The 13362-nt window shown below is 70.1% G+C and carries 14 protein-coding genes; 9 read left to right on the plus strand and 5 right to left on the minus strand.

All coding sequences use genetic code 11. The annotated features are described in order from the left end of the window. The first annotated feature begins 66 nt into the window (after positions 1-66). The 3 genes from BJY22_RS12345 (at position 67) to BJY22_RS12355 (ending at position 2941) form a co-directional block, all read left to right on the plus strand. Positions 67-846, plus strand: a complete 780-nt coding sequence (locus BJY22_RS12345; protein ID WP_167206306.1) for a class I SAM-dependent methyltransferase — start codon at positions 67-69, stop codon at positions 844-846. 225 nt (positions 847-1071) lie between these two features. After that, positions 1072-2250 carry an aminodeoxychorismate synthase component I gene (pabB, locus tag BJY22_RS12350; protein ID WP_420371431.1) on the plus strand — a complete coding sequence of 393 codons (1179 nt, stop codon included), beginning with the start codon at positions 1072-1074 and terminating at the stop codon, positions 2248-2250. Then, on the plus strand, positions 2243-2941 hold the full coding sequence (locus BJY22_RS12355; RefSeq protein ID WP_167206309.1) for an aminotransferase class IV: 699 nt from the start codon (positions 2243-2245) through the stop codon (positions 2939-2941). Before pabB ends, BJY22_RS12355 begins: the two co-directional genes overlap by 8 nt. 8 nt (positions 2942-2949) lie before the next feature. Here BJY22_RS12355 and BJY22_RS12360 read toward each other — a convergent pair whose 3' ends face one another. After that, positions 2950-3462, minus strand: coding sequence for a DinB family protein (locus tag BJY22_RS12360; RefSeq protein WP_167206311.1), 513 nt, complete (start codon positions 3460-3462; stop codon positions 2950-2952). Positions 3463-3573: 111 nt separating this feature from the next. Here BJY22_RS12360 and BJY22_RS12365 point away from each other — a divergent pair, with 111 nt between their 5' ends. The 6 genes from BJY22_RS12365 to BJY22_RS12390 are packed head-to-tail and all read left to right on the plus strand — an operon-like array spanning position 3574 to position 7449. Next, positions 3574-4473 (plus strand): SPFH domain-containing protein, encoded by a 900-nt coding sequence (locus BJY22_RS12365; RefSeq protein ID WP_167206313.1) that lies wholly within the window; start codon positions 3574-3576, stop codon positions 4471-4473. A 7-nt stretch (positions 4474-4480) separates the two neighbouring features. Continuing rightward, positions 4481-4690 carry a type II toxin-antitoxin system antitoxin gene (locus BJY22_RS12370; RefSeq protein ID WP_167206315.1) on the plus strand — a complete coding sequence of 70 codons (210 nt, stop codon included), beginning with the start codon at positions 4481-4483 and terminating at the stop codon, positions 4688-4690. After that, positions 4683-5372 carry a GOLPH3/VPS74 family protein gene (locus BJY22_RS12375; RefSeq protein ID WP_167206317.1) on the plus strand — a complete coding sequence of 230 codons (690 nt, stop codon included), beginning with the start codon at positions 4683-4685 and terminating at the stop codon, positions 5370-5372. Before BJY22_RS12370 ends, BJY22_RS12375 begins: the two co-directional genes overlap by 8 nt. A 57-nt stretch (positions 5373-5429) precedes the next feature. Then, entirely contained in the window at positions 5430-5792 is a 363-nt protein-coding gene (locus tag BJY22_RS12380) for a GntR family transcriptional regulator (RefSeq protein WP_202891081.1), read from the plus strand. Continuing rightward, entirely contained in the window at positions 5792-6688 is an 897-nt protein-coding gene (locus BJY22_RS12385; protein WP_167206319.1) for an ATP-binding cassette domain-containing protein, read from the plus strand. The genes BJY22_RS12380 and BJY22_RS12385 overlap by 1 nt, the downstream gene beginning before the upstream one ends. After that, positions 6685-7449, plus strand: a complete 765-nt coding sequence (locus BJY22_RS12390) for a hypothetical protein (RefSeq protein ID WP_167206321.1) — start codon at positions 6685-6687, stop codon at positions 7447-7449. Before BJY22_RS12385 ends, BJY22_RS12390 begins: the two co-directional genes overlap by 4 nt. A 436-nt stretch (positions 7450-7885) precedes the next feature. Here the strand turns inward: BJY22_RS12390 and BJY22_RS12395 are convergent, their stop codons facing one another. Genes BJY22_RS12395 through BJY22_RS12410 form a run of 4 tightly spaced genes read right to left on the minus strand, consistent with a single transcriptional unit; the run spans position 7886 to position 13256 of the window. Beyond that, positions 7886-10576, minus strand: a complete 2691-nt coding sequence (locus BJY22_RS12395; protein ID WP_167206323.1) for a glucosidase family protein — start codon at positions 10574-10576, stop codon at positions 7886-7888. 40 nt (positions 10577-10616) lie between these two features. Beyond that, positions 10617-11618 (minus strand): substrate-binding domain-containing protein, encoded by a 1002-nt coding sequence (locus BJY22_RS12400; RefSeq protein ID WP_167206325.1) that lies wholly within the window; start codon positions 11616-11618, stop codon positions 10617-10619. A 31-nt stretch (positions 11619-11649) separates the two neighbouring features. Continuing rightward, positions 11650-12474, minus strand: a complete 825-nt coding sequence (locus tag BJY22_RS12405) for an LLM class flavin-dependent oxidoreductase (protein ID WP_167206327.1) — start codon at positions 12472-12474, stop codon at positions 11650-11652. A gap of 41 nt (positions 12475-12515) precedes the next feature. Next, the gene (locus BJY22_RS12410; protein WP_167206329.1) at positions 12516-13256 is read right to left on the minus strand and encodes an SDR family NAD(P)-dependent oxidoreductase; all 741 of its coding nucleotides are present in this window, start codon (positions 13254-13256) and stop codon (positions 12516-12518) included. Positions 13257-13362: the final 106 nt, after the last annotated feature.

The following is a 13362-nucleotide window of genomic DNA, read 5'->3' on the forward strand; positions in this document are numbered from 1 at the left end:
ACTCTCTGTTAACGCAGTGCACCCGATGCGGTACGTCGGGTTGTCTGCGGGTAGCGTCGGGCCGCGATGTCTGAGAATCCTGTCGATTGGCCGCAGTACCTGCGGGAGTTCCATACCGCCACCCCGGGCAGCACCGAGGCGTTGCTGTCGCGCGCGGTGGCCGGTGATCACACGCCGTACCGCTGGCTGGTCCGTGCCGTCTCCGGTGAGGCGCGCCGGGTGCTCGATCTGGCCTGCGGCAACGGGCCGGTGGCGCGGGAGCTCTACGGCCGCTGGGTCGTCGGCGTCGACAACAACGCGGCCCAGCTCGCCGGGGCGCCCGGTCCGAAGGTGCAGGCGGACGCGCTGCACCTGCCGTTCGCGAACGAGGTCTTCGACGTCGTCACCTGCTCGATGGGGCTGATGGTGCTGCAGCCGCTGCCGGACGTGCTGCACGAGGCGGCGCGGGTACTGCGGCGCGGCGGTGTACTGGCCGCGATCGTGCCCGCCGTCCGGCCGCTGCGGCGCGGTGACATCCGGACGCTGAGCGGCCTGACCACGCGGCTGCGGTCGACGCCGCAGTTCCCGGCGGGTGGTGAGATCACCGAGCTGAAGGACCAGCTGAAGCACGCCGGGTTCGACGTGATGGAGAGCCAGCGCGAGCGGTACGTGTACCTGATCCGCAGCCGTGACGACGCGCGGCGGCTGGTGAACGCGCTCTACCTTCCCGGGACACCCGACGTACGGCGGGACACCGCAGCCGCCTGGCTCGCGGACCGCGCGGAGTCCAAGGACGGCCTCGAGGTCGCGATCCCGATCCGCCGGATCACCGCGATGCGGACCAAGGTGGCGCTCGCCACGTCGTGAACGCCGGTCAAGAAATCGGAACGGCGTCGGTACCGTGTACAGGTGAGTGCACTGCGCTGGTCCGTCCGGAGGCTCGACCGGGCGCTCGATGGTGAGACGGTCTACCGCGAGCTCCTGGCGGCCGAGCCGGTCGCGTACTGGCTCGACGGCAGCCTGACCGACCGTGCGGCTCGCCGGGTGTCGGTTCTCGGTACGACGGCCGGCGCCGAGGTGATCGCCCGCGACGTGGCCGACGGCGACGTCTTCGCCGAGCTCAACGAACTGCTTGCGGCGAGCGCCGCCGAGCCGCCGCCCGAGCTGACCGGGCTGTTCTGCGGCGGGTACGTCGGGTACTTCGGGTACGAGCTGAAGGCCCTGACCGGGGGAGCGGCGGCGCACCAGGCCCCGACGCCGGACGCGCTGTGGATCTGGGCGAACCGGTTCGTTGTGATCGACCACGACCGGGACCTGACGTATCTGGTGGCGCTCGACGAGCCGGGGGCCGGCGAGGACTGGCTCGACCGCGCCGAGGAGGCCGCGTCGAACTGGTGGATGGGCGGCGTCGACGTGCCCGCGATCGCGCGGCTGGATCTCGAAGCGCATCTCGAGCAGGACCGGGCGACGTACCTGGCCGGAATCGCGCGCTGCCTGGCCGAGCTCGAGGCGGGGGAGACGTACGAGGTCAACCTCACGAACCGGGTGCGGCTGCCGGCGGTGCCGGACCCGTTCGAGTTCTTCCGCTGGCAGCGGTCCGCGAACCCGGCGCCGTACGCCGCCTTCCTCCGGTACGGCGACCTGGCGGTGGCGAGCTCGTCGCCGGAGCGGTTCCTGACCGTGGACGCGGACGGCTGGGCGGAGTGCCGGCCGATCAAGGGCACCGCGCCACGGGAGCTCGATCCGGCGCAGGACCAGCTCGCGGCGAAGGCGCTGGCCGAGGACGACAAGACCCGCGCCGAGAACCTGATGATCGTCGACCTGATCCGCAACGACCTCGGCCGGGTCAGCGAACCGGGGACCGTGACCGTGCCGCAGCTGATGCAGGTCGAGAGCTACCGGACCGTGCACCAGCTGGTGACGACGGTGCGCGGGCGGCTGCGGGACGGGGTGGCCGCGGTGGACGCGGTGCGCGCGTGCTTCCCGCCGGGGTCGATGACCGGCGCGCCGAAGATCCGCACGATGCAGATCATCGACGAGCTCGAGGACAGCGCGCGGGGCGTGTACTCCGGGGCGCTCGGCTACCTGACCGTGGACGGGCGCGCGGACCTGAGCGTGGTGATCCGGACGGCGGTGCTGACGCCGGACGGGACCGTGGTCGGGGCCGGGGGTGCGATCGTGCTCGACTCCGACCCGGTCGCGGAGTACGACGAAATGGTGCTGAAGGCAACGGCTGCCGTCGGTGGAAGAGCTGGGGGACGACGTGAGTGATCTGTTGGTGGCGGATTCCTTCCTGGTTGCCAATGGCAAGGTGCGAGGGCTGGAACTGCATCGGGAGCGGTTCGTCCGGTCGTGTGCGGAGGCGGGGGTTCCGGCGGAGCGGTTCTGGGACGAGCAGGTCGGGAGGTTGCCCGGGTTCGGGCGGTGGTTCCCGCGGTTCGAGCTGACGGCAGCGGGGGAGCTGGCGGTGCAGTTGCGGCCGGCGCCGCCGATCGGTGGCCGGGTGCGGGTCGCCGTACACGAAGGTCCGGATCCGCGGACGGCGCCGCGGGTGAAGGGGCCCGACCTGGAGCTGCTCGGCAAGCTCAAGGAGTCCGCACCGGACCGTGCCGACGAGATCCTGCTGCTGGACACGGACGGGACGGTGCTCGAGGCGGCGTACTCCGCCGTCGCCTGGTGGGAGGACGACACCCTCTGCTTCCCGCCGTCCGACCGCCCGATCCTCCCGTCGGTCACCGCCCGCCTGCTCCGCCGCATCGCCGCCACCCAGGGCGTCGAGGTTTCGGAGCACCCCATCACTCCCGAAGATCTTCAGCACACCACCGAGGCCTGGCTCGTCAACGCACTGCACGGCATCCGCCCGGTCCACGCCTGGGGCGCATCCCCCATCGACCCCCTGCCCAACTCCCGGTCCCCCCGCTGGCAGTCCGACCTGGAATCCCTGGCCACCCGCCTGCCCTGAGACGGAGCTCAGTGGCCCGTCGTACCGTCGATCGCTTCGCGGATGATGTCGGCGTGACCGTTGTGTCGCGCGGTTTCCTGGATCATGTGGACCAGGATCGACCGCAAGTTGGCCTCTGCGCCCGACGGCGTCGTGACCACGTCGTCGAGCGCGCCGGCGGCCACGACCGCCCGGGCCCGCTCGCAGGTCCGGAGGTACTGCCCGACCACGGTCTCGGTCGTCTCGCCAGGCCCGACGCGGAAGTCCGCATCCGGGTCGCCGTCCGCCGGGAACAGATCCGGCTCGGGCAGCCCCGCGTAGATCCTGAGGAACCAGCCGTGCTCCGTCTCGGCCAGGTGTTTCACCAGCCCCAGCAGGCTGAGTCCGGACGCCGTCATCGGCCGCCGCAGCCGCTCCCCGTCGAGCCCTTCCAGCTTGCGCAGCAGGGTGGCCCGGTGGAAGTCGAGCTGCTGGGTCAGCGCGTCGCGCTCGTCCGCCACGCGATCCGGCACAGCCCGCTCGACGGGTGACGTGAACACCATGCACCGACAATACGGCCGACGGACGCCACTCGCTGCGGGCCGGGGCTCCTGTACGGCTTGCTAAAAGTGATATCACTTTGCTAGCTTGGGGCTATTCGAGAGGAGCACGTGATGGTGGATGTCGCGGTGGAGATGCCGGCGCCGAAGGTGACTGAGCGGGTGGGGCGGGAGCTCAACGGCTGGCCGATGGCGGGGCTGGCGTTCGTGCTGGCGGTGGCCGGGGTGCTCGTGGCCGTCCTCGGCGCGGGCAGCGGCGTGCTGATCGCGCTCGGGGTCCTGGTGTTCGTGGCCGGCATGATCATCGCGGCGGGGCTGACCGCGGTGGCGCCGGGGCGGGCCCGGGTGCTGCAGATCCTCGGGCGGTACGCCGGGACGATCCGCACCGACGGCCTGCGCTGGGTCAATCCGATCTCCTCGCGCCGTGAGGTCTCCACCCGGATCCGCAACCACGAGACGACGGTTGCCAAGGTCAACGATGCCGACGGCAACCCGATCGAGATCGCCGCGGTGGTGGTGTGGCAGGTCGAGGACACCGCGCAGGCGATGTTCGAGGTGGACGACTTCGTCGAGTTCGTGGCGATCCAGACCGAGACCGCCGTCCGGCACATCGCGAACAGCTATCCGTACGACGTCCACACCGACGACGGTGCGATGTCGCTGCGGGACAGCACCGACGAGATCACCGAGACGCTGTCCGCGGAGATCGGCGCCCGGGTGCAGGCGGCCGGGGTGCGTGTCATCGAGTCGCGGATCACGCATCTCGCGTACGCGCCGGAGATTGCCCAGGCGATGCTGCGCCGTCAGCAGGCCGGTGCCGTGGTCGCGGCCCGGCAGCGGATCGTCGAGGGTGCGGTGGGCATGGTCGAGCTCGCGCTGGACCGGCTGTCCGAGCATGAGGTGGTCGAGCTCGACGAAGAGCGGAAGGCGACCATGGTCAGCAACCTGCTGGTGGTGCTGTGCGGCGATCGTGACGCGCAACCGGTGGTCAACACCGGCTCGCTCTACCAGTGAGGCCCTGGTGGCCGTCGAACGGAAGAAGATCCTGCTCCGGCTGGATCCCGCGGTGCACGACGCGCTCGCCCGCTGGGCGGCGGACGACCTGCGCAGTACCAACGCCCAGATCGAGTACCTGCTCCGCCGCGCCCTGGCCGACGCCGGCCGCCTCCCGTCCGGTGTGAGCAAGCAGCGCCGTCCGGGCCGCCCACCCAAGGAGAACCCCGATGAGTAGGAAGATCGCCGGCGGCCGGAGCGCCGGACGTGTTGTTGCCCTTGGCAACGCTCAGGTCCCGGAGTCCTTGGCTGCAAGGGTCTTCCTGGTCGCCTACGACCCCGAGAAGGGGCGCCTGACTGCGCGTTCGAAGCTCGGCAAGGTACTGCGGGCCGCGGTGCTGATCGAGCTACAGCTCGCCGGGAACGTCGTCGACGACCGAGGGCGTGCCCGGGTGGCGACCGCGACCCCGCCGACGGATCCGGTGGTCGCACGCGTGCTGGAGGAACTGCGTGCGGCCGGCCCGCGCCGCTGGCGGCACTGGATCGACCGGCGTGGTGGGGCGACCGTCCGCCACGTCCGCGATGAGCTCGCCCGCGGGCACCTGATCAAGGTCGAGCCGCATCGCCTCTTCGGCGTCTTCCCGGCCGATCGGATCACGCTGCGCCACCCACTGGTACGGCGCCACCTCCTGCAGAGCGCCCGCGACACCCTCCGTCCGTCACACCTGGTGTCCCGGGTCGACCTCCGCGACGCGTCCGTCGTCGTCCTCGGCGCGACCGCCGACCTGCGCACGATCGTCAGCAAGGATCAGCGCGCCCGCCACAAGGATCGCCTGGCCCAGCTCGCGGTCCGCGTCGGCCCCGTCGTACCTGCCCTGAAGAAGTCCCTCCAGCAGACCAAGTATTCGGCCGGGGGCTGACCCCGCGCACCACTATGGTTCGTTACTCAGGTAATGAACCGAGGAAGGGGGTGGAGGATGGTGTTCGACGACCGGAGTCCGATCTATCTGCAGATCGCCGAGCAGATCAAGAACGACATCGTGAGCGGCGCGCTGGCCGAGGACGAGCAGGTGATGTCGACCAACCAGTACGCCGCCTTCTACCGGATCAACCCCGCCACCGCGGCCAAGGGATTCGCGCAACTGGTCGACGACGGGATCCTGTACAAGAAGCGCGGGATCGGCATGTTCGTCGCGCCGAACGCCCGCGACCTGCTCCGCACCGGCCGCCGCGACTCGTTCTTCGCCGACGTCGTCGACCCGATGATCCGCGAGGCGAAGGCGATCGGGATCCCACTGAAAGACATCCTCCACCACGTCCGCTCCTACGGAGACGCCTGATGACCACCGCCCTGACCGTCCGGACCGAGGAGTTGTCGGTGCGGTTCGCCGGTGTGCCGGCGTTGGACCGGCTCGACCTGCGGCTCGCGCCGGGCAAGATCCACGGGCTGCTCGGCCGGAACGGGTCCGGCAAGAGCACGCTCGCCGCGACACTGGCCGGGTTCCGGCGGAGCGACGTGGGGCGGGTGCTGATCGAGGGCGGTGACCTCGGTGCGGCGCAGGAGCCGTACGAGAACGCGGTCGTCACCAGCCGGGTGTGCCTGATCCGCGAGTCCGGCGATTTCCCGGGGACCGTACCGGTGAAGCACGCACTCAGGCTCGCGTCGGCGCTGCGCCCGTACTGGGACGCGGACCTGGCCGGCGACCTCCTGGACCGCTTCGAGGTGCCGCTGAACAAGAGGATCCAGAAGCTGTCCCGCGGTAAGCGGTCCGCGCTCGGGGTCGTCGTCGGCCTGGCCAGCCGCGCGCCGCTGACGATCTTCGACGAGAGTTACCTGGGCATGGACGTCCCGTCCCGGAACCTGTTCTACGACATGCTGCTCGCGGACTACACCGAAGTACCCCGCACGATCGTGCTCTCGACCCACCTGGTCGGCGAGGTCAGCGCGATGCTCGAGGAGGTGGTGATCCTCGACAAGGGCCGCCTCGTCACCCAGTCGCCGGTGGACGCGCTCCGCGGCCGCGGAGCGTCGATCGTCGGTCCGGCCGCGGTCGTCGACGAGTTCACCGCGGGCTTCACGGTGCTCGGCGAGGAGCGGCTGGGCGGCACCAAGTCCACCACGGTCCTCGGCGACCTCGACCCGGCGCTGCTCGCCCAGGCGGCCGCGGCCGGCCTCGAGATCGGTCAGGTCGGCCTGCAGGACCTCTTCGTCCATCTCACGGGAGCTCAGTCATGAGTACTGCGGTCCGGAGCGGGGCACTGCCGCGCGGTGCCACGGACTGGCATCGGCTGAAGCACGTGCTGTTGTCGATGCTGATCGGTCTGCGGCCGATGCTGATGGGCTACTGGGCGGTGATGGTGGTCGCCCTGTTCGGCGGCGGACTTGTCATCCAGCTGCTGACGAGCGGTGTCACGAGCAGCGCGTGGGACTACGGGACCCAGTCGCCGAAGTACTTCTCGATGGCGGTCGGCATCACCATCTTCCCGGCGTACTTCTCGCTGGTGATCTCCCACGGCGTCACCCGCAAGATGTTCTCAGTTGCCGCAGGCATCTATCTCGCCGGCGCCGCGGCCGCCACCTCGCTGTTGTGGGTGGTGGTCTACCAGGTGGAACGCGGACTGTACGCAGCGCAGGGCTGGCCAGAGAAGCTGACGAACCCGCACCTGTTCACCAGCCCCTCGCAGTTCGGTCTGGTGTTCGCCGAGTTCTTCCTGCTGATCCTGTCCCACGAGGCGAGCGGCTGGCTGCTCGGTATCAGCTTCGTCCGGCACGGGTTCTGGCGGGGGATCCTGATGCTCCCGTTCGCGCTGCTGCCCGCGGCGGCGGCCGAGTTCCTGCTCGTCGCGCAATGGCTCGCGGACGTGCTCGACAACCTCGGCTACCAGCGTCCGCCCCTCGCCCTCGCCGTACCCTCTGTGCTCGTCGTGAGTGCGCTCGGTGTGTACGCCGGGTACCGCCTGATGCAGCCGATGGCGCTCAAAGCACCCAAGGGATGAGACGAGTTATACACAGGGGCTGTGTATAACTCGGCCAGTTTCTGTGGATGGTTTGCGTGACCATTGTGGACGACCGAATCTGTTGTCTGGAAGGGGTTGTGCCGACCCGCCGACGGCGGTAGAACTGTCGACACGCTGCTTCAGATTCGGGGCGGCGGGTCGAACGGAAACCGAGGGCCCTCGCGGTGGGGATCCCCACCGAGGTAGACCGGTGACGGGGTCTGCCGGCCTCCACGGACCCGTCTCGGGAAGCTGGAGACGTCACCTTCCTTCAGCTGTGCGGGCCCCTCCGACTCATACTCGGAGGGGCCCGCCTTTCGCTGTGCGAACAAACGTCCGATTGGAACTCCGCAGTACCGGATCGCGGCAGCAGAAAGCCGGCCGATGCGCAGAACGGATGCGCACCGGCCGGCTCCCGGGCCCGTAGTCCGGGTGATCAGCTCAGCGTGATCGTCAGTGCCGTGTGCGCACCGCGCGCCGGCACATGCACCTCCGTCCCGCGACTGGTGGTGACGACCTTGTACTGCGCCGCGTGCCCGTCGACCGTCACGCGCTGCACCTTCGCCCCGTCCGGCAGCACGGCGCCGACCGTGAGCGCCGCAGCGACGTCCTTCATGGTCACCTCGGTCGACAACTCCTTACCTGCAAGGCGTGCGGACACATCGACCGCTCCGCGACCGACCCGGATGTTGCTCCCGGCCACCTTCTGCTGGCCCTCCGGGAGCTGCGGTACGACGGCGATCCGCCCGTGCCCGAGATCGGGATCGACCCCGAGCTGCTGATGCACGACCGGCCAGAGAATGCCGTACGCACCCCAGGCCTGCAGTGACATCGAGCGGTCGTAGAACGGCCGGCCGATGTTCGCCGGGGAATCCGGCGACGGCGCGATCTCCGGCATCGCACCAGGCGTCTCCCAGACCGACGGGTCGAGCTGGATGCGTGCGTTGCCCGTCGTGTACACCTGCTGCTGCGTCATTCCCAGTCGACCGAAGTTGCCCTCCGCAACCGCCATGATCGAGGTGTTCAGGCCGAAGATGCTGCGTTCGCTCTTCACCTGCGACACCACGCTGTCACACGACGGGCCGGGATTGCCCGCCGGATCCGAGGTCGGTCCGGTGCCGGTGTGGAACAGGCCGAATTCGCCTGTGTAACAAGGCTTCTCGCGCTGGTCGAGTGCGATCTGCGCGTGCTCCGCCGACGCCAGCGGGGACTTCCCGCCCGGACGGGTCAGGACCGCCTCCATCGGCGTGACACCGATCCAGTGCCGCTGGAAGATCGGCGTGTTGTCGTTCGCCGGGTCGGCCGGGTTGTCGACCGAGTCGGCGTACCCCATCGCCTGTGGGACCCACCACTGCGCCTCGAACCGGGACTCGAGCTCGTCGGCGCGACTGGTCGCCCATTGCTGTACCGATGCGTCGTGCCTGGACGCGGCGAGGTCCGCCAGGTCCCGCAGTCCGCGGGCGAGGTACACCGTGCTGTCGAGCTTCTCCACGCCCATCCCGGCGCGCTCGACGTTCGCCAGGCCCTCGGGCCAGCCGTCGTTGTCCTTGTCCAGTTCGCGGTACACGTACCGCAGGTTCCGGACGCTGAAGTCGTACAGCTCGTCGCGGAACCTGTTGTCGCCGGTCCAACGCCACAGCAGCGCGACCGTGCTCGGAAACTTCACGGTCTCGTCCGTGTTGCCCGCGCTCTGGTTCGAACCGAAGTACACGTCGCCGGTCGGCACCACCTCGTGCGCGACCTTGCCGCTGCGGTCGTTGAGGATGTCGCTGACGTCGCGGAGCGCTCGCAGGTGCTCCTTCGCGGTGTCGAACTGGCCGGCCGCGACGGCCGCGAAGGCCATGTACTCGCCATCGGTCGCGAACAGCCACGGGTAGTCCGGGAAGCCCGCGCCGAACCACCGGGCGGCCGGCACCGTACCGACCGGCGCCGGGTAGTCCTTGCCCTCGTTCACGTCGCGGATCCGCAGGTTGCGCGCTTCCTGCACCGAGTCGGCGAGGTTCTGCTTGCTCCACTCGACGCTCTGCTGCAGCAGCCGGTCACCAGGCAGGTCCACTGCGGACTGTGCGTCGAGTTGCTGCCGTACGGCGGCCTTTGCCCGCAGCAACTTCTCCGGATTGCTCAGGGCCTTGCCGTACTCACGTGCGGCCGCGGTACTGCCCTGATCCGAGCCGGCCACCGCGAACCAGATCGTCTTCGACTCACCGGCCGCCAGTGGTACGTCGTACGTGAGCCGGCCGCCGGTGCCCTTGCCGGCGAGCGAGTCGTCGCAGCGCGCAGGCGTCGTACCGTCGGCGGGGCAGATCACCGCCGGGTCCTGCGGGCCGCGGTGGTCCGGTCCGAGCTGGTGGCTCGTCGGACGCAGGGACGATCCGACGAACGCCGCGTAGTCGTGCGCGGTCGCGTTCGGATGCGGCGGGGTGCCCTGCTCGCGGAACCGCAGCGCGCCGGCGGTGAAGTCGCCGGTGTCGGGGAGGTTCGCGGTGGTGGCGCTCGGGGTGGTCCAGCCCCACGGGTACGACTGCATCAGCTCGGAGTGCGCGTCGACGTCGAGCTTGACGGTCCTCGCCGTACTCGAGCGCAGCGTCAGCCCGACGAGCGTCGCGCGGATCCCGTCGGGGACGAAGTCGGTACGGCGTACGTCGACCGCGCCGGGGTACTCGATCCGGCTGTAGCCGTGGCCGCTGGTGTACTTCGCGGCCGGGACCTGCCGGCCGAGCCAGTTGCCGTCGAGGCCGAACCAGATGCCGTCGAGGAGCTTGATGGGCTGCGACCAGAAGCCGCCCATCTCGCCGCGGATGTGCCAGCCGGCGGCGGGGTAGAGGCCGGTCTCGTCGCCCATCGCGTAAGCGCGATCACCGACGACGAGCGACCGCCGATCGGCGAGCCGCGTGGTCTCGGAGAGCTCGGATCCGGCGGCAGTCGACGTGGCAGTCGAGCCGGTGGTAGTCGAGCCAGTAGTGGTTGTGCCGGCGGTGGTCGAGCCGGCGGTGGTCGAGCCGGCCAGGGCGGAGGCGGTGCCGGCGAGGAGGGTTGCGGTGGCGAGCAGGGCGATACCGGCGGCCCGGCGTACCGGCCTGCTTCGGGGCGGAGCGGAGCGACTTCGCGTGGTCGGATCGGGAGTCATGGCGGATTCCTCCTTCTCGCGGCGCCGGGGGAGCGCCGGATCAGCCAGGGGCTGAGCTGCCCCTGATCACCAGTTCGGGTTGCAGCAGTCGTTCGGCCGGCTCGCCCGCGGGGCCGGTCAGGATCGTGATCAGCTCTTCGGCGATCTGGTCCATCGGTTGCCGGAGGCTGGTCAGGCCGGGGGAGACGACCTCCGCGAGCGGGGAGTCGTCGAAGCCGGTGACGCCGACGGCGTGGCCGGGGGTTAGGCCGCGGCGGCCGAGTTCGCGGAGTGCGCCGAGGGCGAGAATGTCGCTCAGGGCAACGATTCCGTCGATGTCCCGGCCGCCGTCGAGCAGTTGCGCGGTGGCCCGGGCGCCGTCGTCGATGCTGTCCTCGCGGCAGCGCACGACGAGCCCGGCGGTCGGCAGCCCGAGCACCTTGCACGCGTCGCGCCAGCCGGCCACGCGATCCTCGGCCAGCCCGGACGACTTCGGCCAGCCCAGGAAGGCGATCCGGCGGCGACCGGTCTCGTACAGGTGCCGTACCGCCATCGCGGAGCCGCCCGCGCCGTCGACGTCGACCCACGGCCCGGGCTGCGTGGTCTCCTTCCACACCCGGCCGAAGCTGACGAACGGGATGCCCTGGTCCTTCAGCCAGCCGTGCCGCGGATCGTGCGTCTCGGTCTGCGACAGCACGAACCCGTCGACCATCCGGCGGGCGTGCAGATCCTCGTACGTCGGCATGCCGTCGACGCCGGCCGGTGCGGTGAAGAGCAGGATGTGCCGGCCGGTGCGTTCCGCGGCCGCGCACAGGGCGTGCAGGAACTGGTCCATCACCAGATGCGTCTGGTTCGGCCAGCTCGGCACGCAGTACCCGATCAGTTCGACGGCGCTGGTGCGGAGACTGCGGGCGTTACGATTGGGCCGGTAGTTGAGCAGCTCGATCGAGCGGTTCACCCGTTCGAGCGTGTCCGCGCGGAGGCGATGCGGGGCGTTCAGCGCGTTCGACACGGTCTGCACGGACACGTCGGCGTGGGCGGCAACCTGCTTCAGCGTGGCCACAGCGACCTCCCGACGGGTTTGAACGTTCAAATCATCGGCAGTCTCTCCCCGATTTTGTCGCGTTGTCAACGGTCCAGAGCGCCGGCGGACCCTGCCGGACGATCGCGATGGTGTCCGCGACCGGAAGTGGCGGGATCCACCGCCCCCACCACGTGGCACCGGCCTCGGCGAAGAGCGCGGGGTCGACGCCACTCACCTTCACGTCGAAGTCCCGCCCACGCCCGGCCCGCAACCGCCGCACGTCCTCAGGCGTGATCTCCAGTGCCCCTTCTGGACCACGTTTGTACGCACAGGACCCGTCCCACCGGCGGATCCTCCGGTGTACTGCGGGCACCAACATGTTCCCGCCCACCCAGACCGGCACCCGCGGCTCCTGCACCGCCCGCGCCGTCAGTTGCGCGTCGTTCAGCGTGTAATGCGTCCCCCTGAACGTCACCGGCTGACCTGTCCACAGCTGGTCGATGATCGACAGCCCTTCGTTCAGCATCTCCGCGAGCACCTTCGGGCTGTGGCGCTCGAGGAACGGGTCACCGGGATCGCCGCTCCCCACACCGAGGATCATCCGGCCGTTGGACAGTCGGTCCAGAGCCACCACCTCGGCGGCGACCTTCCACGGTCGCCGCCGGGGCAGTGGCGTCACGGTTGTCCCGATCCTGATCCGCTCGGTCGCGACCGCCATCGCCGCCAAGCAGATCCACGGATCGTACGTCGGCCGGGACGCATCGCCCTGGTAGACGAGGTAGTCCTCCAGGAACATCCCGTCCCACCCCGAGTCCTCCACCGCGCGGGCCAGCTCGGCCAGCCCGCGCGGATCGCGCCCCTCGCCCACCGCCCCCACCGTCACCGAGAACCTCATGCGCTGACGCTAGGGCCCTCCACCGACAATCCGTCCGCGGGTCAGGCGGTGTGGCCGCCGTCGATGGTCAGTTCGGTGCCGGTGACGTAGGCGGCGTGAGGGCCGGCGAGGTAGCTGATGGCGGCGGCCACCTCGCCGGGGGTGCCGAAGCGGTCGAGGGCCAGGTCGGCGATCTGGGCCTCGGCGAACGGGCCGTCGGCCGGGTTCATCGTCGTGTCGGTCGGTCCGGGCTGGACGACGTTCGAGGTGATGTGGCGGCCGCCCAGTTCGCGGGCGAGCGCCTTGCTGAGGCCGACCAGCGCGGCCTTGCTCATCGCGTACAACGTCATGCCCGGTGAGGTGACGCGGTCCGCCGCGCAGCTGCCGAGGTGGATGATCCGGCCGCCGTCGGACAGCAGCGGTACGGCGGCCCGCGTGGCGGCGTACACCCCGCGCACGTTGACCGCCAGGACCCGGTCGAGGTCCTCCAGCGAGAGATCACCGATCGGGGCGATCGCGCCGACGCCCGCGTTGTTGACCAGGATGTCCAAGCCACCCAGGGAATCGGCGGCCCGCCGTACGACGTCGCTGACCGCCACCGCATCGCCCGCATCGACGGCGAACGCGAACCCGCGCCGTCCGAGCGCCTCGATCTCCTTCACTACTGTCGCCGCGGCGTCCGCGGACGTGTTGTACGTGATCGCGACGTCCGCGCCCCGCTCCGCCAGCGCGACGGCGGTCGCCGCGCCGATCCCGCGGCTGCCGCCGGTCACCAGTGCCTGCTTGCCCATCAGTTCGTTCATGCCCTCAAGTTCAGCGGCGCGCCGGCGGTGAAGCTCGCGGAAATACGACGCCGGATCCTGGTGTCGCAAAACCGCGAATCCGGTGCCGGTCGGGGTGCTCCACCTC

This window comes from Kribbella shirazensis (assembly GCF_011761605.1).
Classification (GTDB): domain Bacteria; phylum Actinomycetota; class Actinomycetes; order Propionibacteriales; family Kribbellaceae; genus Kribbella; species Kribbella shirazensis.

What these genes read in the sequence shown, in the direction of transcription:
- BJY22_RS12345 (WP_167206306.1), top strand. Translation starts at nt 67, where the DNA reads ATGTCTGAGAATCCTGTCGATTGGCCGCAGTACCTGCGGGAGTTCCAT.
- BJY22_RS12360 (WP_167206311.1), bottom strand. Translation starts at nt 3,462, where the DNA reads ATGGTGTTCACGTCACCCGTCGAGCGGGCTGTGCCGGATCGCGTGGCG.
- BJY22_RS12365 (WP_167206313.1), top strand. Translation starts at nt 3,574, where the DNA reads ATGGTGGATGTCGCGGTGGAGATGCCGGCGCCGAAGGTGACTGAGCGG.
- BJY22_RS12375 (WP_167206317.1), top strand. Translation starts at nt 4,683, where the DNA reads ATGAGTAGGAAGATCGCCGGCGGCCGGAGCGCCGGACGTGTTGTTGCC.
- BJY22_RS12380 (WP_202891081.1), top strand. Translation starts at nt 5,430, where the DNA reads ATGGTGTTCGACGACCGGAGTCCGATCTATCTGCAGATCGCCGAGCAG.
- BJY22_RS12385 (WP_167206319.1), top strand. Translation starts at nt 5,792, where the DNA reads ATGACCACCGCCCTGACCGTCCGGACCGAGGAGTTGTCGGTGCGGTTC.
- BJY22_RS12390 (WP_167206321.1), top strand. Translation starts at nt 6,685, where the DNA reads ATGAGTACTGCGGTCCGGAGCGGGGCACTGCCGCGCGGTGCCACGGAC.
- BJY22_RS12395 (WP_167206323.1), bottom strand. Translation starts at nt 10,576, where the DNA reads ATGACTCCCGATCCGACCACGCGAAGTCGCTCCGCTCCGCCCCGAAGC.
- BJY22_RS12405 (WP_167206327.1), bottom strand. Translation starts at nt 12,474, where the DNA reads ATGAGGTTCTCGGTGACGGTGGGGGCGGTGGGCGAGGGGCGCGATCCG.
- BJY22_RS12410 (WP_167206329.1), bottom strand. Translation starts at nt 13,256, where the DNA reads ATGAACGAACTGATGGGCAAGCAGGCACTGGTGACCGGCGGCAGCCGC.